Consider the following 19,880-nt stretch of genomic DNA (forward strand, 5'->3'; position numbering starts at 1 on the left):
TTGATGATTATGAGTTTTCATACAGCCAAACTCTTAATAAAGAAGTAAGCTGGTCGATATCTACAGGTTTAGATATATAATCTGAAGCCCCTGCCTCAATACATTTTTCCCTATCACCCAACATTGCTTTTGCGGTTACAGCAATGATTGGCATATTCTTATAAGTGTTGTCTTTTCTGATGGCTCGTGTGGTTTCATAGCCATCTGCTTCCGGCATCATCATATCCATCAGTATAATGTCTATGTTTTTGTGCTCTTTTAGTGCTTTTAAGGCTTCATTTCCGTCTGTAGCAATAACCACATTCATTTTATGGCTTTCAAGCGCTCTCGTAAGCGAAAAGATGTTGCGCATATCATCATCGGCAATCAGAACGGTTTTACCCGCCAAAACATCCTGTAATTTGTTCAATGATGATTTCTGGTTTCCTTTATCATCGGTTTTTTCTTCTACAAGATGTAAAAAAATGGCTGTTTCGTCTAAAATACGCTGATATGAATGTGCGGTTTTTACTACGAAAGAGTCTGAATATTGCTGGATCCTGTTTTCTTCACCTTTTGAGAGATTTTTTCCGGTGAAAATAATGATAGGGAGACCCTCTAAACCCTCAGTTTTTTTAATGGATTCTAAAGCTTCAAATGCGGTTTTATCAGGGATACCCATATCTAAAACTACGCAATTGATTTCTCTCTTCTGTAGCTCTTTAATGCTAGATTGTATGCTGTTGGTAACAGTAGTATGGATATTAGCCTGGCTTAAAAATTGGCTAAGTGCTTTTGCGTGTTGTTCATTTTCTTCAACAATAAGTACCTTTTTAGGATTTTTGCTAAAAGTTTCCTCCAGTTTTTCAAACATATCTTTCATATGCTCAAGAGCAAAGGGTTTATTGATAAAATCTACAGCGCCTTTTTGCAAGCTCTCTTTTCGAGCCTCTAAAGAAGACATGATGTGTACCGGAATATGCCTTGTTTTAGGATTTGATTTAAGAGCCTCCATAACCTCCCAACCATCTTTAACGGGTAACTGTATATCTAAAAGAATTGCCACGGGTTCATATTTCTGAGCCATTTCAATACCCAGATCACCCCTTACGGCAACAATGCCTTTATATTTTCGCTGACGGGTAAACTTTAACAGGGTTTGGGCAAAATCTGTATCATCTTCAATGATGAGCACTACTTTGTCATTATCCTGTATTGAGGCCCTGTCGTCTTCAATTTCATTAGGAATACGTTCTGTAGTTAGCCGAACAGACTGTTGCTTCGATTCGGGTTCATCGGTAATTAAAGGATATATTGGATAAGGCTCAGCATTTTCTTTATAAATGTTGGGAAGAGTAAGTGTAAACTTACTACCCATATTTTCTTCGCTTTGAAGATCAATATCGCCCCCTAAAAGCTTGGCTAGTTGTTTACTGATAGAAAGTCCTAATCCTGTTCCGCCAAATTTACGTCGTGTAGAACCATCGGCTTGCTGAAAGGCATCAAATATAAGCGCTTGTTTTTCTTTAGGAATCCCAATGCCTGTATCATATACGTTAAATGTAATATGATGATCATCTAAATGCTTTATGCTGAGACCAACTTTGCCGCTGGAAGTAAATTTAAGTGCATTTGATAAGAGGTTTTTCAGGATTTGCTCTAAACGCATACGATCTGAGATGAATTGACCTACATTTTCATCAATATCAAATGCGAGTTCTAGATTTTTGCTTTTGGCAACAGGCATGAAAAGTCCTTTAAGATCTTTTATAATATCGTTTATGCAGATCTCTCCAATTTCCAGGGTCATTTTTCCGGCCTCAATCTTAGAAAGATCCAAAATCTCGTCAATGAGACTTAAAAGACCGTGCCCTGAACTATTTATTACCGATGAATATTCTTTAAACTCGGTGTTAAGTTCATCACTTTCAGACATTAAACCTGATAGAAGTAAAATTGAATTTAACGGAGTTCTCAATTCATGGCTCATATTAGATAAGAACTCTGATTTGTATCGGGTACTTTGCTCCAGTTGAGCTGCTTTTTCTTTTATCCGGGCATTTTGTTCCCTGATCAGTTCATTTCGTTCTTCTAACAGACCGGTTCTTTCTTCTAATTCCTGATTACTTTGCAAAAGTTCTTCCTGTTGTACACGCAATTCTTCTTCAGATGACTGTAAACGATGGGTTTGGATTTCCAATTCTTCATTGAGTTTTTCTAACTCAACATGTTGTACTTGTAATTCTTCGGCCTGAGCTTGCGTCTCTTCCAAAAGATTTTGCATTTTTTTGTGGTTTTGAGCCACATAAATTGCGGTACCAATGCTGTGCGAAACTTCGCTTACAAAAGCTATTTTACGCTCTGGGTAATCATTAAGCGAACCTACTTCTATTACACCTATAATAGTTTTATCTCTTAAAATAGGAAATGCAAGAATATTTTTAGCCTTCGTTTCGCCGGTTGCATAACTAATGGTAAGCTCATCTTGTTTTATATCATCGATCTGTATGATCTGGCCCGATTTAAGAACTTCTCCAACCAATCCTTCGCCCGGTAAAAGGGTTTGTTTTAACAAATTGCTTTTCAGAGATACAGACGCGGTTAAATGTAAAAGATGGTCTTCGCCCACAAGATAAAATGCACCCACAATGCTTTTGGTACGGCTAACAACTTCTCTTAAAATTTCGGAGGTAAGGATTTCTATATTTTGTTCACCTACCATTTTTTCATTCAACTTAGCAATGCCAGATTGCATCCACTCTTTATTTTCTAATTTGGTAAATGAGTTTTGCAACGATTGAGCCATTTTATTGAGTGAACTTGAAAGAATGCTTAAGCCATCTTCTTTTTCATCGCTCATTCTGATTTCATAGTTGCCTGAAGAGATTTGTGCGGCCAGATTCTGAATGCTGTTTATGCGCTCCTCGGTTTCTGTATATACTTCTTCAAGGCGTTTATGTAGGGATGTTGTGGTATCAAATCCCTTAATTACACGTCTGTAGAAAAAAATGGTAACCAGAATAGCAGATATTGAAGCAATAATAGTTAATAAAGGAGTGTATTCAGATAATTTTTGGGCATCAGTAGTATATTGATTAGACAGACGCTTTTCTTCCTGTTTAATTTCCGTAATAATTTCGCGGGCATTGTCCATGTAGGCTTTGCCTGTAATTAATAATTCGTTTGATAAGGTTGCTTTTTGGTTTTTAAAATTGATGCTGTTATCTAATATATCAAAACGCTTAATCAGCGTAGATCTGAGTTCTTTTAGCTTTCGTTGTAAGAATACGTCATCAGTAGTTTCTGCAATAATTTTGTCAAGCGTTGAGAGTGCCTTTTCCCGGCTTCCGATATAGGGCTGCAAGAAATTATGATTACCGGTTAGCAAATATCCTCTTTGTCCGGTTTCAGCATCTTTTACGATTGATAATACATCGTTAATATCTGAAAGTCTTTCATTGCTCGCTATAACCATATCGGTACTTCGGGTTAAAGCCACAATGCTGGTATAAGACGCAATAGAAGTAACTAACAATAAAAGTAAGGATAGCCCTAAGCCTAAGCGTAAATTATTTTTTAGAGATAATGACATAACAATAAAACTTTTATTGAGGTTGGTTTATAGGAATGCTAAAATAAAATTCGGAGCCGTTGCCATACTCGCTTCTCACACCAATTTCTCCATCGTGTCTTCTAATGATTTCTGCAGAAATATATAACCCTATTCCTAAGCCCTGGAATCTATGGGAAGTTTCTTCAATTCGGTAGAATTTTTCAAAAACCTGCTTTTGCTGCTCAGGAAGCATACCCAATCCAAAATCTTTTACACTTACAAAGAGCTTGTCATCAATAACATCTACTTTTAACTGCGCACGATCTGCATTGGGTGAGTATTTGATGGCATTGGTAAGAAAATTCACAATAACCTGTTCTATCCGCATTTCATCGGCAAAGATTTCACAATTGGCATTGCCAATTTTTTCTATTTTAAAAGTAGGGTTAGATTGCTGTATAACTTCCAGAATGTTATCTGTAAGTGTATCTACAGAGAAGAGTTGTTTATTGAATTTGAGTTTGCCGCTGTCTATTTTAGAAACATCGAGTAAATCGGCTATGAGGCCATTAAGTTTTTCTATTTGCAATTTGGCCTTGTTTAAATGTTTCTTTACAATTTCTATATCACCTTTATCTATGCTCCGTTCAAGTAATTGCATATAGCCTTTGATACTGGTTAGGGGTGTTTTAAGTTCGTGGCTGGCAATGCTCATAAACTCGTCCTTTTTGCTTTCGGCATTTTTCCGTGTTTCGATTTCTGCCAAAAGTGTTTTCTGCATTTCATTGAGTTTGCGGCTCTGCTCATAAATACGGTAAAATGTCTTTATTTTTAATAAAAGAAGGTTTATAGATACCGGTTTGGTAATGTAGTCCAGCGCTCCCGATGAATAGCCTTTCTCAATAAATTTAAAATCGGTATTGGCTGCAGAAAGAAATATAATAGCGGTGTCTTTAGCTTTGCTGTATCCTGAAATGGCTTCGGCTACTTCAAAACCATCCATTTCTGGCATTTGTACGTCTAAAATGATAAGAACATAAGAGTTTTTTAAAACTTTTTTTAAGGCTTCTTTGCCTGATGAAGCTGTATCGACTTCAAAATTGTGGCTTTCTAAAACTTTTTTTAAAGAGATGAGATTCTCTGGGGTATCATCTACTAATAAAATCATTATTTACGGATTAAAGGATTTGGATCTGCCTATAAATTAACTCTTTTAAATGGTGCAAAAATTTTAAGATTAAATATAAAAATTAAAAATGTAAACTTTAGATCCGGAATACTTTTAAACAATTAAGATGTATGAATGGTTTTGATTTTGATAACAAAATAAAACCCGCATGTCTTTAAAACATGCGGGTTTTATTTAATCCTTTTGATTACAGGTTTTTAGCGTTAAATGTGTCGCCCTGCCTGATATCGCCGGTATCAAAACCTTTTTTAAACCAGTACATGCGTTGGGCAGAAGTACCATGTGTAAATGCATCGGGAACAATCTCTCCCTGCGATTGCTTCTGTAGTCTGTCATCGCCAATTGCGTTGGCTGCGGTTAGGGCTTCCTCTAAATCGTTACGATCTAACTTTAAATCATTTTTGGCATGGTAAGCCCACAAGCCAGCATAAAAATCGGCCTGTAATTCTAGCTTAACAGAAAGCTTGTTGTATTCAACCTCGCTAAGTGTTCTTCTTGCCCGATCAACCATTGCCGATGTACCTAAGAGATTTTGTACATGGTGGCCCACTTCATGCGCAATCACATAAGCCTGGGCAAAATCGCCCGGAGCGCCAAATTTGTTTTTCAGATCATCATAAAATGAAAGATCTATATAAACTCTTTCATCAGCCGGACAATAAAAAGGGCCAATGGCAGAAGATGCGTTTCCGCAAGCAGAGGTTGTTGCACCGGTAAACAAAGTTAAAATGGGTCTTTTATAGGTTTTCCCCATTTCTTCAAACTCTTTTTCCCAAACATCTTCGGTACTTGCAAACACAACTTTTACAAATTTGGTTTGCTCGTCATTTACAGGAGCTTGTTGCACCTGCTGGTTATCTGTACTTACCTGATTAACTAATCCTGTAAGATCCTGTCCAAATAGTAATCCTAATATAACCAGGACAATACCTGCGCCCCCGCCTAATACTAAACCGCCTTTTCCTCTTCTATCGTCAACGTTGTCACTTTCTCGTCTTCCTTTCCACTGCATATGTTTCTAATTTATGGTCTGCAATTAACAAGTTCTCCTGATCAATTAACTGATAAGGGCCATTATAAATATACGCTAAACTTTAACTCAAACAAACTATAGATTAAAATGAGCAATTCCTTTTCTGATTCTTGAAACCGTTTCTCTTGTGCCCAACAGTTGTGCAATATCAAATACTCCGGGACCAAATTTTCCACCAACCAACATCACTCTTAATGGAAGCATCACTTCTCCAGCTTTTAACTGGTGTTTTTCTGCCAATTCTTTGAAAAGACTTTCTGATTCCTGCGCATTTAAGCCATCATTTATTACGGTACAAAAAGCTTCAAAAAATGCTGCTTTTTCTGCGGTCCATTTTGGTTTTACCGCTTGTTCGTCATATTGCTGCGGAGCACTGAAAAAATAACCTGCCTGTGCGGCAAAATCACCTAACAAAGTGCAACGGTCTTTTATGAGGTCAATTACTTTAAAGGTAAACTCATTGCCTGTAGCTCCATATTTACTTAAAAGCGATTGGGTTTGTGACCATAAAGTTTGAGCAGAGCTATGTTTGATCCATTCATGGTTAAACCATTTTGCCTTTTCAAAATCGAATTTTGCACCTGCTTTGCTTATTCTTTCTATAGAAAAAGCTGCGATCAATTGCGCTAAGGTAAAAATTTCGGTATCTGTTCCGTCATTCCAGCCCAACATGGCCAACATGTTTACAAAAGCTTCGGGCATAAATCCCAGCTCTTTAAAGCCTTTGGTCAAATCGCCTGTTTTGGGATCTGTCCAGTTCATGGCATAAACTGGGAAACCCAACCTGTCGCCATCACGCTTACTTAATTTACCATTGCCATCAGGTTTTAGTATTAAAGGTAAATGAGCCCATTCTGGCATTTCATTCTGCCAGCCTAAGTATTTCCATAATAATAAATGAATAGGTGCAGAAGGTAACCATTCTTCGCCTCTAAAAGCGTGACTTATTTCCATTGCTTTATCATCAACTACCACTGCTAAGTGATAAGTTGGCATGCCATCAGCTTTTAAAAGCACTTTATCGTCAACGAGGTTTGTATCAAAGCTTACATGACCACGAATCATATCATTAAATGAAACCTGCTCGTCGGTTGGTATTTTTATACGGATTACATGGGGGGTGCCTGAATTTAAAAGTTCATTAACTTCTGTTTCGGCTAAGGTTAACGAATTGCGCATTTGCATCCGTGTTTTCTGACCATATAAGAAATTGGCTATCTCATTTCTTTTCTCATTAAGTTCTTCTGGTGTATCAAAAGCATAATAAGCATACCCATCTTTAACAAGTTGTTCGGCATATTTACGATAAGAAGCTTTGCGTTCGCTCTGACGGTAAGGCCCATAATTTCCCGGATTTTCCGGGCTTTCATCTGGATTAAGGCCACACCAGTTAAGGCATGAAGCAATATACTCTTCAGCACCTTCAACAAAGCGGGTCTGGTCTGTATCTTCAATTCTTAATATAAACTTACCTTCATGTTTTTTAGCGAAAAGATAATTGAACAAAGCTGTTCTTACGCCACCTAAATGCAATCCGCCTGTTGGGCTCGGAGCAAATCTAACTCTTACTGGTCTATTCATTAGCTGTTATGTTAATTGTTTTGCCTTAGAATCATGAAGACAAAAGCATTAATGTTGCAAAGATAGGTTTTTTGTAATTTTTACGTTTTGATATTGTAAATTGGCAGATATAAAAATGAACCCATATCAAAAAAAGCGCAGGTGGAAGATTTTTCTTTTGGTTTTTGCCATTGTAATTGGCAGCGCTTCGGTCTTATATTCAGATTTCTTCGTGAAAAAAATGGAGCGCGAAGAGGCTACCCAGTTTAAGCTTTGGGTAAAAGTGGCCGAACAGCGCATGAAGATGTATGATAATGAAATGCTGGCCGAGGTTTTTGAGACCATCAAGAAAAACAATAAAATGGATGTGATCATTACCAAGGCGGATGGCGCAATTTATCTTTGGGATGGTTTGGATTCTACCAAAACGCTTTATCCCGATAACAAGCAAAAAGAATATGATTCATTGTATTTTGTAAAGCAACTAAATGTAATGAAGCAGCAGCACCTGCCCACTGCCATGAAAGGAATATATGGAGAACCGTTGATTGCTTATTATAAAGATTCTGCCATTTTAACCCAACTACGCTATTTCCCTTATATACAATTGGGTGTAATTGCTTTGTTTTTGCTTACAGCTTATGTAGCTTTTAGCGCAGCCCGTAAAGCAGAGCAGGATCAGGTTTGGGTAGGGCTTGCCAAAGAAACCGCTCACCAGTTGGGCACGCCAATATCCTCCTTAATGGCCTGGGTAGAAATTATTAAAACAAGGTATAGTGCAGAGGATGATTCGTTGATAGCAGAAATGGAAAACGATATCAGCCGATTAGAGATCATAGCAGATCGCTTTTCTAAAATAGGCTCTAAGCCTATACTTGAAGATCATGTGGTTTATGTTGTGGTAGAAAATTTTATCAATTATTTCAGAATCAGAACTTCTGATAAGATCAATTTTGTTATAGAAGGCGACAAACAGGTAAGAGCCATGCTATGTGTACCCCTTTTTGACTGGGTAATTGAAAATTTGCTTAAAAATGCGGTAAACGCCATCGACAATGAAGGAACAATAACGGTAAACATTATTGAAAACCTGGTAAAAGAAGAGGTGTTTATAGATGTTAGTGACACCGGAAAAGGCATACCAAGAGCCATGTTCGATACCGTATTTCAACCCGGATACACCACACGTAAAAGAGGGTGGGGATTAGGCTTATCATTAACCAAAAGAATGGTAGAGAACTACCATAACGGACAGATTTTTGTAAAAGATTCAGAACCGGGAAAAGGAACAACATTCAGGATAATATTAAAAAGCAGTATAACTTATGAACCGACCTCAAGTTAATGAATACCCAAAATGGGCAGATGTTTATATCTCTTTAGTAAAAGACGATGTTATAATTACCTTAGAAAAACAGGTAAAAGACTTTGTGAATTTCATAAACTCGCTTACAGATAAGGGAGATTATGCTTATGCAGAAGGCAAGTGGACCATTAAGCAATTGGTTGGACATATTATAGATACTGAACGTATTTTAGCGTACAGGATGCTTTGTTTTGTACGTGGAGATAAAAATCCCTTGCCGGGCTTTGATGAAGATGCCTATGTAAGCCATGCGCATTTTCAGGACAGAAGCCTTTTTAGTTTAGGAGAGGAATTTGCGGCCATGCGTACTGCAAACTTATATCTGATCAAGTCATTAAATGAAGAAGAACTTGATAGAGCAGGTATTGCAAACGGAGTGCCTATTACACCAAGAGCTCTGGCTTATTTTATAGCGGGACATCTTATTCACCATAAGAATGTTATTGAAGAAAGGTATTTATGATCTGGTTTAAGCAGGTTACAGTTGAGCAATTAAATAGCCGACCTAAAAATCATATTGGGGGGCTGTTGGATATTGTTTTTACAGAAATAGGAGAGGATTATCTGTGTGCTACCATGCCGGTAGATGAACGTACACACCAGCCGGCAGGTATTCTGCATGGAGGCGCATCGGTTGTGCTGGCCGAAACACTGGGTAGCATAGCCTCTTATTTATGTGTGAACCCAGAGCGATTTATTGCCGTAGGCCTTGAAGTAAATGCCAATCATTTACGATCAGTAAGTTCGGGCTATGTTAAAGGCGTTTGCAAACCTTTGCATATTGGTGCAAAAACACATGTTTGGGATATAAAACTCTATAACGAAAAAGGCAAAATTACTTGTGTAAGCAGGCTTACCACAGCAATTTTGCCTAAACCTCAAGGTTGATCTGATAATTATTTGGTTTTAAAGCTTATTTTATAATCGTTCATTGATATTCCTTTTGGAGACTTAAAGGCTAAGCCGGTTAAAACAAATTCGTAATTTTTATTGCCTTCCAAATCCCACTCAATAATGATGGATTTTTTATCTTCTGTATAGGTGATACTTTTAAAGTTGGGGAAAGTACTTTTATCTATACCATTGATAGAACGCCCTTTCCCTAAAAGTGGTCGATCAAAGTTAATGGTAATGCTTTTTAGCGAGGCATCAACGGTTTGGTCATTGTTTTTAAACTCGTTAATTGAAATTACCTTTGGTCGCTTCTCATCAAGCTGTTTAACATAGATATCTATATTTTTTCCATAAGTCTGGTAAGCATTGATAAGTTTTGGCATATAGCTTTCTAATGTTGGATATTGATTTCGTTGATGGTCGTATTTTTCAAGTTCAGCAACTAATTCTTCAATCCATACAAAACCTCTATTTAACTGTTCATTTGTTTCTTCTTCAATTTCCTGTTCGTTAAATTTATGATCTTTCATGTACTTAATAACCGCAGCTCTTACCAAAGCCTCGTTAAGCATTGTTTCCCATGTTGCATAGGCCTGGCTTTGCATTTCCTTAGCCAACGTTTTGAATATCTTTTCTCCCGAATTTTTAAATGGTTTAGGGTTTTTATCTAAAAGATGGTTTATAAATGAATGGTTAAACTCATGAAGTAAAGTAGGAAAGTAGTTGTTAATGGTAAAATCTGCCATCCCTAAGCTGTCTGTTTTCCAGGTTCCCATAATGGCATAAACTTCTCTTTTTCCGCTGGGTAAAGTGATAGAAGGACCGTAATTTCCTCCTCCGTTTCCAAGTCCGTTTATAATTACAAACTTTTCATCTGGCTCTTTCCCGTAAAATTTTGTGTACCAATTCAAATCAAGGTGTTCATATACTGGCAGAAAGCGTTTGCTTGCTTCTGCATAAAGTTGTTGATTGGATTCGAAAAATTGCTTGCTGTTGCTGTCTTTATAGAATTGCTTTAAGAGCTTGGTAAATTCATAAGCATTGTCTTTCCCCCAACGTTTGTCAGGGATCTCATCAGTAAATTTAACGATTGGATTTAAATCATTGTCAAGATAAACGGCCATACTCATAACAGCATCGTATCCTACACCGTTCTTTTGTCTCAAATTCTTAATGAATTGAATAAGTTCATGATTTTTAAAAGGGCTATAAAAGCCCTGAATTTTATCGCTGTAAAGTTTAAATCTTTCTGATCTATATTCTTCGCTGTCTGCAAGCCTGAAAACAATGCTTAAAATCTCAATGCGCTCGTCAACTTTTGGTTTTTCTAAGCTTGTATTCTTCTGTGCAAAAGTTAAGAGAGCAAAAAGGCTAAAAAATAAGGTTGCAATTAATTTCATTATACTGTTGTTTTGAAGGATGTTTTGGGTTAGAAATGAATGCTTTAGCATAAATAAAAAAGGCAAAATTACCCATGTAAGCAGACTTACCACAGCAATTTTGCCTGAACCAAATCAATGAACATGATTATTGTTTATCCATCCATTTTTTTTCTACAACGTAGGATACAATAAGACCCAAGCCGCCAAAAACAAGGACACAACCAAAGTAGATAGCCGTAACCTGTAAAGGTTCCTGACCACTTAAAGAAGATCCAAAGCTCGATTTAACACAAATCATGGCAACTAGCAGTCCTAAACCTAAGCCCACTAAAAGAAGTCCCGTCTTTAGGCTTAAAAAAGGCTTTGGAATAGACTTGGCTATCCCGGGATCGATCCCTCTTTCGATCATGGCCATTTTTTCACGGTTTATAAAATATCTGAAAGCAAAAGCAACAACGGCTATGCTTAAGAAAAGGGTTATAGGTATTAATTCTCCAGGCATAATATTAATTTTTTATAATTGTTAATCTGTTATTTGTTATGAACGACGTTCTGAGGTTTATGACAACATCATAAAAGATTAGGTTACACTCGGGTACAAAAAAATAATCCTGTAAATTTATACCTGTAAAATTTAACCATGATCTTACCTTGAAAAATATTATACAAAGCATTCAACAGGTAGCTTCTTTGCCATTGATAGAAGAACAACTTCTTTTGGCCGCAATGGAGCGAGTGGAAGTCTCTAAGAATACAGTTGTTATCAGTGCAGATCAGGTAGAAAAGTATATTTACTTTATAGAGAAAGGTATAGCCAGAGCTTATTGCCATACCGAGAAAGGCCAGCAAACCATTTGGTTTGGTGAAGAAGGAACTATAATGGTTTCTTTTATGAGCTCCTTTAAAAATACTCCTGGATATGAATACATAGAAATGCTCGAAGATAGTGTTCTGTATAGAATATCTAATACTTCGCTTAATGCTATTTATGCTAATAATATTTTATTGGCCAATTGGGGGCGTAAGTTTGCAGAACAGGAATTGTTACATACAGAAGAGCGTTTTATTGGCTATTTATTTAAAACAGCAACCGAACGTTATGAGGAGCTGTTGCAAAGACACCCTTCTCTAATTAAAAGAGTGCAACTGGGTTACATTGCTTCTTATTTGGGCATAACGCAAGTAAGTTTGAGCAGAATCAGAGCAGGGATCAGGTAAAATTTTATCATTTGTTAAAAGAAAAAAGAGAATTAAGCGCCACTTTTGCAAAAAAAATAAAAAAATGGCTTGGATATATTTAATTATAGCAGGAATGTTGGAAGTAGGTTTTACAACTTGCTTAAAACTTTCAAATAACTTCAGTAACCTTAAATGGGCAATAGGTTTTTTTATTTGCGCAACCATGAGTTTTGTTTTCCTGAACAAAGCTACCACAGTATTGCCAATGGGTACAGCTTATGCCGTATGGACCGGGATAGGTGCTGTGGGTACTGTTTTGATAGGAATACTTTTCTTTAAAGAACCGGTAAATTTTTGGCGTGTTTTCTTTATTTCGACGTTGATTCTTTCTATTGGCGGACTTAAATTTTTTGCCGAAACCAAAGGTGCCTAATTTTAAGTGTAACCTCATCAGGCTTTGCTGCGTCATATACACATCTTATGCCGCATATTGAAACAGACTTAGAATTGATAGAAGCCGTACTTGAGGGAGATACGAAAAAGTATGCTATTTTGGTTAAACGACACCAAAAGCTTGTTTTTTCTTTGGCATTAAGATATGTGAAAAAACGTGAAGATGCAGAGGAGATAGCGCAGGATTGCTTTGTTAAGGCCTATAAGGCATTGGGAACCTTTAAAAAAACAGCTAAATTCTCTACATGGTTATACACGATAACCTATACAACCGCAATGACTTTTTTACGCAGGCAAAGGTTAGATACGCAACCAATAGAAGCAGATGAAGCGTATATACAGATCGCAAATCCTGATAGCAGTTTTGATTCAAATCTTATTGAACGCAAAAATATCAGTATCTTGTTAGAAGAAAGTATACAAGCTCTTTTACCTGATGATGCAGCCATACTTACACTGTTTTATAAAGCAGAGCAAAGTCTGGAAGAAATTGGCTCTTCGTTGGGGATGCACGCAAATACGGTTAAGGTTAAATTACACCGAGCCAGAAAAAGATTAAAGGAACGCCTGAAAATGGTATTAGGCGATGAAGTGGAGGACTTAATATGATCGCAATGGAAGAAAAAATTTGGAGCTATATTGACGGGGCTTTGCCTGCTGATGAGCGGGCAGAAGTTGAAATCCTTTTGCAAACAGATTCTAAAGCCGCAATGCTTTATGAAGAACTGCTTAAACTTAATGAGGAACTTAAAGGAATGGAGCTGGAAGAACCCTCTATGTCTTTTTTAAGGAATGTAATGGAGGAGGTTAATGAGCAGACGCTACCGGCACCCTTAAAAACCAAATTAGACACCAGAATTATTTATGGTATTGCTGCATTTTTTGTGCTTGTAATATCGGGCTGGTTAATTTATGGCGTACTTTCTTCTCCTTCAGCTTCTGAAGATACCACTCCATTATTCAGTATGAATTTTGATTTCTCGAAGTTAAACAGCGTATTTCTTAATGTAGTTATTTGTACCGTTAGTTTAGCTTTAGCGGGTCTCATCTTATCTTTTATAGATGGTAAGCTTAAACAAAATATGACACAAAAAAAGGGAAGCTGATCGCTTCCCTTTTTATTATTTCTTAAACTTAATGGGTATAGATACTTGTGTATTGTCCCAGCCTATAATGAGATTTGTAGCATCCTCAGCTTCAGTAAAGGTCATTGAAAGCGCCTCAATTACCTTGCTCGGCTTTTCAACAGGAACTTCTATTCTTACTATATCTTTGGATTGATCATAAGAAAAAGCACCCCATTTATCAGTTTGTTTATTTACGATTAAAGTCCATTTGTCTTTTCCCGGAATGGCGAATAAACTGTAACGTCCAGGTTTGATCTTGGTATTATTGATAAAAACAGGCTTAAAAAAATCGATTTCTGTACTTTCATTAGCACCTAAACGCCAAACTTTATCAAAAGGCTCCAAAACGCCAAATATTTCTCTCCCTTTCTTAAAAGGACGAGAATAAAAAACACGTATAACCGGATCGGTATTCTCTTTTGCTTTGGTTGTGTTTAACGGATAATAAACTACGTCTAAGGGACTACCGTCAACCTGCGGAAATGATAGTGTTTCACCTGTTTTTGGCGATTGAGCAAATAAGCTTAGTGCACTAAATGTTAGTACTACTAAAAACGAAAATTTTTTCATACAATGAAAATAAAACGTTTTAACAGCTTTTTTAGTGTCGATTAATAGTGACGGCCTTTAACTATTTTCTCAAGGAAAACTCCGCCAAAAATTAGACCTAAAATTGCAGCTAAAAATAAATAACCAATGTGTAGGGTTACTGCAGAAAATGCAAGTACAAAGGTAATCATACCTAAAACATACCAAATCCAATCAAAGTTGTTTTTGTTATTTTCTTGTGAACTCATCTTATTTTAAAGTAATGTAATTTTGAGCAAAGGTAATTATTTAATTTAATATTGGTTAATCTAAAAATTTAATTTGCAGGGCTTAATAGCTGATTTATGGTTACCGGTTTATAGCCTTTGGCTTTAAGATATTGTAATAGATTGGGCAGCTTGTTGTAAAATTTATCTTTTCTGCGTTGGTCTGTCCCGATATGTAGCAGTAAGATATACCCATTTAAACCATTTGCGTTTTTCTGCTCATAGTTGAGTATAGATTGCATAATATCGTTACTGTTTACATAAGATTTTCCCATTTCAGGATAAGTATAATCTGCATTTGAGCGGGTGCCATGCGTAAAATTAATTAATTGTAAGCCTTGTTCTTTGGTCCAGCTGGCCACCTCCTGGTTATACCATTCATAAGGAGGGAGGAAATATTGTGCATTTTTTCTTTCTATGCCAAATTTTTTCATCTCGGCGTAATTTGCATTTAAATCGCGGTCAAACTCGGTACGGCTAACCAACATACTGTCCCGGTTTTTCCAATCGTTATAAAGCAAATGACGATCTGAATGTGGGCCTAAATAATGTCCGCTTGTTTTAAGTTTTTTAATTAAAGTAGCGTATTTTGGATTGCGGTAGAAATTACCGGTAAGGAAAAAAGAAGCTTGTACTTTATGTTGCTGTAAAACCTTTTGAATAGTTTCACCTCCATCGGCAAATTCATCTCCTGTAAATACAATGGCCAGTTTTTTATCATTGACATCTCCACGGGTAATGGCACCATAGACAGATTCGGTTTTAACTTTTTGATCTTGTGCGGCTAGCAAATAAATCAACGAAGCTGTTCCATCCATAGTTGGTTCATTGGTACTGTAGTCTCCATAATCATCATGATAAACAGCTAAATCACTCTGAAAATCAGCATACTCGTCATCTTTGGTAAGCTGTATGCCTATTAAGCCTTTGAAAATGCTGGTATAAACCGGGCCATCAACTAATCCTCCGTCTATCGGATAACCACCTAAATGTGTAAAAGCAGAGTGCGGATTCTTGGGCGTATCGCCCCACGAAGGTAAACCATATACCATGCTGGTTCCCCAGGGGTTACAACCAAAAATCCAATCGAAATTGGCCTGTTCAAGTTCACTAAAAGTATCATCGCCACTTATTTTATTATACCAGAAACATTGAATGGCAAATGATACGGTTAAATTATTGCTGCACCAGATAAAAGGAATGCCACGGTAAAAGGCATTTTCTTTGGCTCGGTTCCAAACATGCTCAATTCCCTGTTTATAAAAACCGATCAGTTGTTGTTTGCGATTTCCTTCAGATTGCTTGGCCAATTCATAATGTCCTAAATTGATGAAGGGATACCATTGATAGTGAGCGGCAGTATCATTAACCAGCCATGGTGTTATTTTTTCCTGCTGTGCATAATAGAAAGCAGAATCAAGATAGTTCTTTTTCTCAGCCGCACTAGCTTTTAAGCCTAGATTGGCAAGAGCCAGTTGCATATCGTCTACCCAGTTATCTTCCGCATAAATGTATGGCGATTTTACAGATACAGTTTGTGTAACACCTTTTTTGATATTGGCATACTGGTAAGCAGAAGCAGATTTCTCTGATAATTTAGTAGAGAAGCCCGGATCAATATCTTTGAAAAGCGTACTACCCAAAGAAAATGCACTGGTAAACTTGGCTGCGGTAGAACTGGTTCCTTTCGTGTCGTTTAAGAATTTTCCGCGCTGTTGTTTTTCTCCGTCAATAAAATATAATGGGCGCTCAAAGCCTTTTCCATACTGGTTATCTTCTTTAGGAATGCGCATAGAAATATGATCGCGGTCATCTGCCAATTGGTTAAACATGATGTTGCGTTTAGGATGCATTTTTACCATCCATTCTAATCCCCATTTAGCTTCATCAAGAACATCGGGAATATTGTTTTTACCATCCAGTCCATTTGCCTGTTTTATATCCTGAAAAGCAAGTGGAAAATCACGATAAGCCATTAAAAGATGGTAAGCCGCATTTGCGGTAGTTGTGCTGTATTGTAAATAATCGCTGGCATCGTGCCACCCACCTACAGCATCAAAGTGTGTGCTGTCTTTTAAGCCACCTTTGGCACCATAAACCATAAAGCCGTCATGCGTGTGGCAACTGTCTTTTAGCACAGGGTTAAAGCCGCAACGTTGTTGTTGCATATAACGTAACGTAAAATCGGCTGCGCCTTTGTAAACATCTTTGTTTATAATGATTTCGGGAGAAATGATATTTCCCGCTTTTAAGAAATAACGACCAGGAGTTTTAAAATCAGAAAAATTTAATCGAGCAGAATGAGAGAAGGGACCATATTTGCCAAAAGTTTTGATTTTGGACGATGTGTAAACCGTTTTTCCAGTATTTTTATCTACCAGCTCGAAACGCTGCGGAATATAGTCAGATTTTGTAGCCCATACGGCTACTTTAATGCCATCGGGCTTGTAACCTAAAAGGTTAATTCTTATCCAGCTTTTATCTTCGTGATTTGTTTTTGATGTTAAAGCTGTGCTTAAAGTAAGCAGCCCGATCATACAAAAGGCATACAATAATTTCTTCTTCATTATGGTTCGTAAAAAAGTGTATAAGCCAATAAATATAGGCTTTTTTTACAAATCAGGATTTGGAGAAGATATGAGATTTATTGAAACTTACTGCGTTCGCTACCTGGAACTTCGTAACCCCTTTCATTGGTTTTACCATCAACCAGCTGTTGTACCAAATCTCGATTGTTTTTCTGGTATTCGGCATAAAGTTCTTCATAATCTGGCGTATAGTGAGGATCTGGTACCACATTGATTTCAAAAAAGAAAGACTGCCATCCTTCTTTGGTATTGGTCTTTAAAGTAGTATGTATGCCTACATATCCAATATTTTTATTGCTATCATATTCCAGCACAAGCGTTCCCGTATCTCCGGCTGGTATGGCTCTTTTAGGGTATTTGGCTATGGTACATCCACAAGAAGGATATACATCATATATTTTCAGAGGATTTTTGCCTGTATTGGTAACCTTAACAATGATCTGCTGTTTTTGTCCCTGTAAAATAGGATAGTATTTCCTTACAGGATCTTCAATCTTAAGCGTGGTTAAAGGCAGATCTTTGGGTGCACAACTTTGCAAAAGCGCAATCAAAACTACCAGTAAACCGGTTAGATTGAATTTTATATTTTTTAAATGAGATAAGGCCATTGTTGTAAAATTAATTAAATATGATTTCATCGCAGGCTATTGCCCTTTTTTCAAATTCTGGTTTCTTTTTAACACTTAAAGTTACGGATTGTGTCGTTTTGGGGATCTTTACCGGAACTCTTATTTTCTGTATGCCTGTTGGGCTGGTAAAATCCTCTTCTTTAAGCTTATACTCCTGAGATTTCCCATCTAAGGTTAACACCACGCTTTCCGGCGCATAAATACGATGCTTTTTGTCAACTAAAAAGTGCATTTCCAGCCATGATGCCTCTGAAACGTCTTGTGTAGCCATTTCTACCTTAAGCGGCTCAACGGTTGAAATAAGCCAGTTGTTGTAATAATCTGTAAAGCCAAAAGCACCATCATTTAACATCTTAATGATTGGGTAATCTTCGTCTAATTTTGAAAGGACTTTTAACGATTTTCCATACAATAGATTTCTGTAAGGTTGATTGAGCAGATTTTGCCATTGTTTAAGGTAATCGATAACCGATAGGCCAGCTTCATTATAAGTTTTTAAATTGCAAGCTGCTGAAAAATCTTTAAAGCTTTTTAAAGCCGCTGTAGTCTGCTCATTTATAGAAACAGAAGCATTATTTGCCGGAATTGCATAGCCGTTTTCACTCACCCCATTTGTACGCAAAAGCTCCAATTCTTGAAAAGACACAGATGCCAAAACCAGGTTCAGCTTTTTCTGCTCTTCAACATCTGCAGATGGATAAAGGGTAGAAATATTATTGAATAAATTATTTAAATCAATTAAGTTAAGGTATTTATTTTTAAATTGTTGTATTCCTCCATAAATATCAATTGCTTTATTTGATTTCAAAGCAGTTTGTTCGGTATTGAGGTAATAATTAGATAAAATAACTCCGGTTTTAGGATACTGTTTGTTAAAGAATAGCTTAATTTCTTTTTCTATATCTGTTTTTACATTTTTAAAAAGCTGGGCGTAGATATAGGCTTTTAAATCTCCGAAAGCGACAAAATTACCTTCATCACTGCCATGCATAAATACGCCGTTAACTCCTTTGCTTTTGTAATAGATAAGATTTTGCTGTTGAATAAGTAGGGTAGGATAAAATTCGAAATAATTATCAAAATTAATGGCGTAATCCCAAAGGTATATTTTATCCGTTATGGCTTTCCAATCGTCAAAAATGCGGTTAATCGAAGCAATTTTAGGGCTTTTTTCTAGAATAATGCCTTTTGGAAAAGACATGGTGCTGATCATAACACCAGTATTGGTTTTTAATTTGGTTTTTGGTGGCGTTTGGGTAGTTACATAGGCCGAAGAAAAGAAAACAGCCTTAGGGAACTTGTCTGCTAAGCGATTAAGTAAGGCAAAAACGGCCGGACTGGCATTATTTTCTGTATTTCCTTCTTTTTTACAGACCTCGCATAGACATACAATCTCATTGTCGTTAGGCATGATCATAAAGTGATTTACGCCCGGATCATTCTCTAATTTTTGCGAAATATAATCACTCAATGCTTTTTCCAGCTCTTTACTGCTAAAATCAAATTGCTCGTCATTTGTTTTGCCGTTTATTTTAGCGAGCATCTGTGGAGTTACCTTGATCGCTTTTGCAATGTTATGACCCCATAAAGCCCATTTGTCTTCTATACTTTGTGTACTGTTCCAATGCCTGAAATCAGGATTGAAGTTTTGGGCGAAATAAGGCTCCCTATATTCAAAGTCGTATTTCGATGTATAATTTAAGCTTTGATCTACTTTAATTTCTGTAAGATTCGAAAAGGTTTTTGGAGTGTCAAATTGCGTAAGCCCAACATAATCCGAAAAAAATATCGAAATCCCGGTTAAAAGCTGGTTTAAATCAATTGCTTTAATGTAAAGTGTATTTTCCTCAATATAAATGCGAAAAGAATCAGGGTTAAAATCAGGATCTATAACAAGTGCAATATTTTTTCTGTCGCCTATATTCGTTCCATTATTTTTTACTTCAATGTTTTTTCCCGTTGCGATTTTAAAAAGCTGCTGAAACTGCGTAGCCGCCCTTAATTCGTGTTGGGTTGTGGCAATTACCAAAGGTAAGGCACTGTTGTTCCTGTAAAGCACAAAATCTTTTGAATTTGCGCAACCAACCAGCAAAAGCTGTGTAATTAATAAGAACAACAATTTTTTAAACATTT

At 36.8% G+C, this 19,880-nt stretch carries 18 protein-coding genes; 7 read left to right on the forward strand and 11 right to left on the reverse strand.

Annotated features, from left to right (window positions below; genetic code table 11):
* Positions 1-7: 7 nt before the first annotated feature.
* From MMF97_RS03655 to gltX, 4 genes are all read right to left on the reverse strand, one after another.
* Positions 8-3,571 carry a response regulator gene (locus MMF97_RS03655; protein ID WP_243359283.1) on the reverse strand — a complete coding sequence of 1,188 codons (3,564 nt, stop codon included), beginning with the start codon at positions 3,569-3,571 and terminating at the stop codon, positions 8-10.
* Positions 3,572-3,584: 13 nt separating this feature from the next.
* Positions 3,585-4,700: a hybrid sensor histidine kinase/response regulator gene (locus tag MMF97_RS03660; protein ID WP_243359285.1), complete on the reverse strand. Its 1,116-nt coding sequence runs from the start codon at positions 4,698-4,700 to the stop codon at positions 3,585-3,587.
* A gap of 208 nt (positions 4,701-4,908) precedes the next feature.
* The gene (gene ypfJ, locus MMF97_RS03665) at positions 4,909-5,733 is read right to left on the reverse strand and encodes a KPN_02809 family neutral zinc metallopeptidase (protein WP_243359286.1); all 825 of its coding nucleotides are present in this window, start codon (positions 5,731-5,733) and stop codon (positions 4,909-4,911) included.
* A gap of 96 nt (positions 5,734-5,829) precedes the next feature.
* Positions 5,830-7,335, reverse strand: a complete 1,506-nt coding sequence (gene gltX, locus MMF97_RS03670) for a glutamate--tRNA ligase (protein ID WP_243359288.1) — start codon at positions 7,333-7,335, stop codon at positions 5,830-5,832.
* A gap of 115 nt (positions 7,336-7,450) precedes the next feature.
* Between gltX and MMF97_RS03675 the strand changes: the two genes are divergently transcribed.
* From MMF97_RS03675 to MMF97_RS03685, 3 genes are read left to right on the forward strand one after another with little or no spacing between them, the layout of a single operon-like run.
* Positions 7,451-8,659 carry a sensor histidine kinase gene (locus tag MMF97_RS03675; RefSeq protein ID WP_243359290.1) on the forward strand — a complete coding sequence of 403 codons (1,209 nt, stop codon included), beginning with the start codon at positions 7,451-7,453 and terminating at the stop codon, positions 8,657-8,659.
* Positions 8,640-9,143, forward strand: coding sequence for a DinB family protein (locus MMF97_RS03680; RefSeq protein WP_243359292.1), 504 nt, complete (start codon positions 8,640-8,642; stop codon positions 9,141-9,143). The genes MMF97_RS03675 and MMF97_RS03680 overlap by 20 nt, the downstream gene beginning before the upstream one ends.
* Positions 9,140-9,568: a hotdog fold thioesterase gene (locus MMF97_RS03685; protein WP_243359295.1), complete on the forward strand. Its 429-nt coding sequence runs from the start codon at positions 9,140-9,142 to the stop codon at positions 9,566-9,568. The genes MMF97_RS03680 and MMF97_RS03685 overlap by 4 nt, the downstream gene beginning before the upstream one ends.
* Before the next feature lie 8 nt (positions 9,569-9,576).
* Here the strand turns inward: MMF97_RS03685 and MMF97_RS03690 are convergent, their stop codons facing one another.
* Both MMF97_RS03690 and MMF97_RS03695 read right to left on the reverse strand, forming a co-directional pair.
* Entirely contained in the window at positions 9,577-10,974 is a 1,398-nt protein-coding gene (locus MMF97_RS03690; RefSeq protein WP_243359303.1) for a DUF4932 domain-containing protein, read from the reverse strand.
* A gap of 127 nt (positions 10,975-11,101) precedes the next feature.
* Positions 11,102-11,458 carry a DUF6249 domain-containing protein gene (locus tag MMF97_RS03695; RefSeq protein ID WP_243359305.1) on the reverse strand — a complete coding sequence of 119 codons (357 nt, stop codon included), beginning with the start codon at positions 11,456-11,458 and terminating at the stop codon, positions 11,102-11,104.
* Between the two features lie 149 nt (positions 11,459-11,607).
* Between MMF97_RS03695 and MMF97_RS03700 the strand changes: the two genes are divergently transcribed.
* From MMF97_RS03700 to MMF97_RS03715, 4 genes are all read left to right on the forward strand, one after another.
* The gene (locus MMF97_RS03700) at positions 11,608-12,174 is read left to right on the forward strand and encodes a Crp/Fnr family transcriptional regulator (protein WP_243359306.1); all 567 of its coding nucleotides are present in this window, start codon (positions 11,608-11,610) and stop codon (positions 12,172-12,174) included.
* Positions 12,175-12,238: 64 nt separating this feature from the next.
* Entirely contained in the window at positions 12,239-12,568 is a 330-nt protein-coding gene (locus MMF97_RS03705; protein WP_243359307.1) for a DMT family transporter, read from the forward strand.
* Between the two features lie 47 nt (positions 12,569-12,615).
* Positions 12,616-13,197, forward strand: a complete 582-nt coding sequence (locus MMF97_RS03710; RefSeq protein ID WP_243359308.1) for an RNA polymerase sigma factor — start codon at positions 12,616-12,618, stop codon at positions 13,195-13,197.
* Between the two features lie 5 nt (positions 13,198-13,202).
* Positions 13,203-13,694, forward strand: coding sequence for an anti-sigma factor (locus tag MMF97_RS03715; RefSeq protein WP_243359309.1), 492 nt, complete (start codon positions 13,203-13,205; stop codon positions 13,692-13,694).
* 15 nt (positions 13,695-13,709) lie between these two features.
* Here the strand turns inward: MMF97_RS03715 and MMF97_RS03720 are convergent, their stop codons facing one another.
* The 5 genes from MMF97_RS03720 to MMF97_RS03740 form a co-directional block, all read right to left on the reverse strand.
* Entirely contained in the window at positions 13,710-14,285 is a 576-nt protein-coding gene (locus MMF97_RS03720) for a DUF2911 domain-containing protein (RefSeq protein WP_243359310.1), read from the reverse strand.
* 41 nt (positions 14,286-14,326) lie between these two features.
* Entirely contained in the window at positions 14,327-14,512 is a 186-nt protein-coding gene (locus MMF97_RS03725; RefSeq protein WP_243359311.1) for a hypothetical protein, read from the reverse strand.
* 68 nt (positions 14,513-14,580) lie between these two features.
* Positions 14,581-17,097 carry a glycoside hydrolase family 9 protein gene (locus tag MMF97_RS03730; protein ID WP_243359313.1) on the reverse strand — a complete coding sequence of 839 codons (2,517 nt, stop codon included), beginning with the start codon at positions 17,095-17,097 and terminating at the stop codon, positions 14,581-14,583.
* Between the two features lie 77 nt (positions 17,098-17,174).
* Entirely contained in the window at positions 17,175-17,756 is a 582-nt protein-coding gene (locus MMF97_RS03735; RefSeq protein ID WP_243359314.1) for a DUF1573 domain-containing protein, read from the reverse strand.
* On the reverse strand, positions 17,737-19,878 hold the full coding sequence (locus tag MMF97_RS03740) for a DUF4838 domain-containing protein (RefSeq protein WP_243359315.1): 2,142 nt from the start codon (positions 19,876-19,878) through the stop codon (positions 17,737-17,739). Before MMF97_RS03740 ends, MMF97_RS03735 begins: the two co-directional genes overlap by 20 nt.
* Positions 19,879-19,880: the final 2 nt, after the last annotated feature.

Origin of the sequence: Pedobacter montanisoli, assembly GCF_022809115.1 — a bacterium.
GTDB lineage: Bacteria > Bacteroidota > Bacteroidia > Sphingobacteriales > Sphingobacteriaceae > Pedobacter > Pedobacter montanisoli.

Coding starts and splice junctions, on each gene's coding strand:
- MMF97_RS03715 (WP_243359309.1), top strand. CDS start 13,203: ATGGAAGAAAAAATTTGGAGCTATATTGACGGGGCTTTGCCTGCTGAT.
- MMF97_RS03705 (WP_243359307.1), top strand. CDS start 12,239: ATGGCTTGGATATATTTAATTATAGCAGGAATGTTGGAAGTAGGTTTT.
- gltX (WP_243359288.1), bottom strand. CDS start 7,335: ATGAATAGACCAGTAAGAGTTAGATTTGCTCCGAGCCCAACAGGCGGA.
- ypfJ (WP_243359286.1), bottom strand. CDS start 5,733: ATGCAGTGGAAAGGAAGACGAGAAAGTGACAACGTTGACGATAGAAGA.
- MMF97_RS03675 (WP_243359290.1), top strand. CDS start 7,451: ATGAACCCATATCAAAAAAAGCGCAGGTGGAAGATTTTTCTTTTGGTT.
- MMF97_RS03735 (WP_243359314.1), bottom strand. CDS start 17,756: ATGAAATCATATTTAATTAATTTTACAACAATGGCCTTATCTCATTTA.
- MMF97_RS03680 (WP_243359292.1), top strand. CDS start 8,640: ATGAACCGACCTCAAGTTAATGAATACCCAAAATGGGCAGATGTTTAT.
- MMF97_RS03685 (WP_243359295.1), top strand. CDS start 9,140: ATGATCTGGTTTAAGCAGGTTACAGTTGAGCAATTAAATAGCCGACCT.
- MMF97_RS03730 (WP_243359313.1), bottom strand. CDS start 17,097: ATGAAGAAGAAATTATTGTATGCCTTTTGTATGATCGGGCTGCTTACT.
- MMF97_RS03695 (WP_243359305.1), bottom strand. CDS start 11,458: ATGCCTGGAGAATTAATACCTATAACCCTTTTCTTAAGCATAGCCGTT.
- MMF97_RS03720 (WP_243359310.1), bottom strand. CDS start 14,285: ATGAAAAAATTTTCGTTTTTAGTAGTACTAACATTTAGTGCACTAAGC.
- MMF97_RS03725 (WP_243359311.1), bottom strand. CDS start 14,512: ATGAGTTCACAAGAAAATAACAAAAACAACTTTGATTGGATTTGGTAT.
- MMF97_RS03710 (WP_243359308.1), top strand. CDS start 12,616: ATGCCGCATATTGAAACAGACTTAGAATTGATAGAAGCCGTACTTGAG.
- MMF97_RS03655 (WP_243359283.1), bottom strand. CDS start 3,571: ATGTCATTATCTCTAAAAAATAATTTACGCTTAGGCTTAGGGCTATCC.
- MMF97_RS03740 (WP_243359315.1), bottom strand. CDS start 19,878: ATGTTTAAAAAATTGTTGTTCTTATTAATTACACAGCTTTTGCTGGTT.
- MMF97_RS03690 (WP_243359303.1), bottom strand. CDS start 10,974: ATGAAATTAATTGCAACCTTATTTTTTAGCCTTTTTGCTCTCTTAACT.
- MMF97_RS03660 (WP_243359285.1), bottom strand. CDS start 4,700: ATGATTTTATTAGTAGATGATACCCCAGAGAATCTCATCTCTTTAAAA.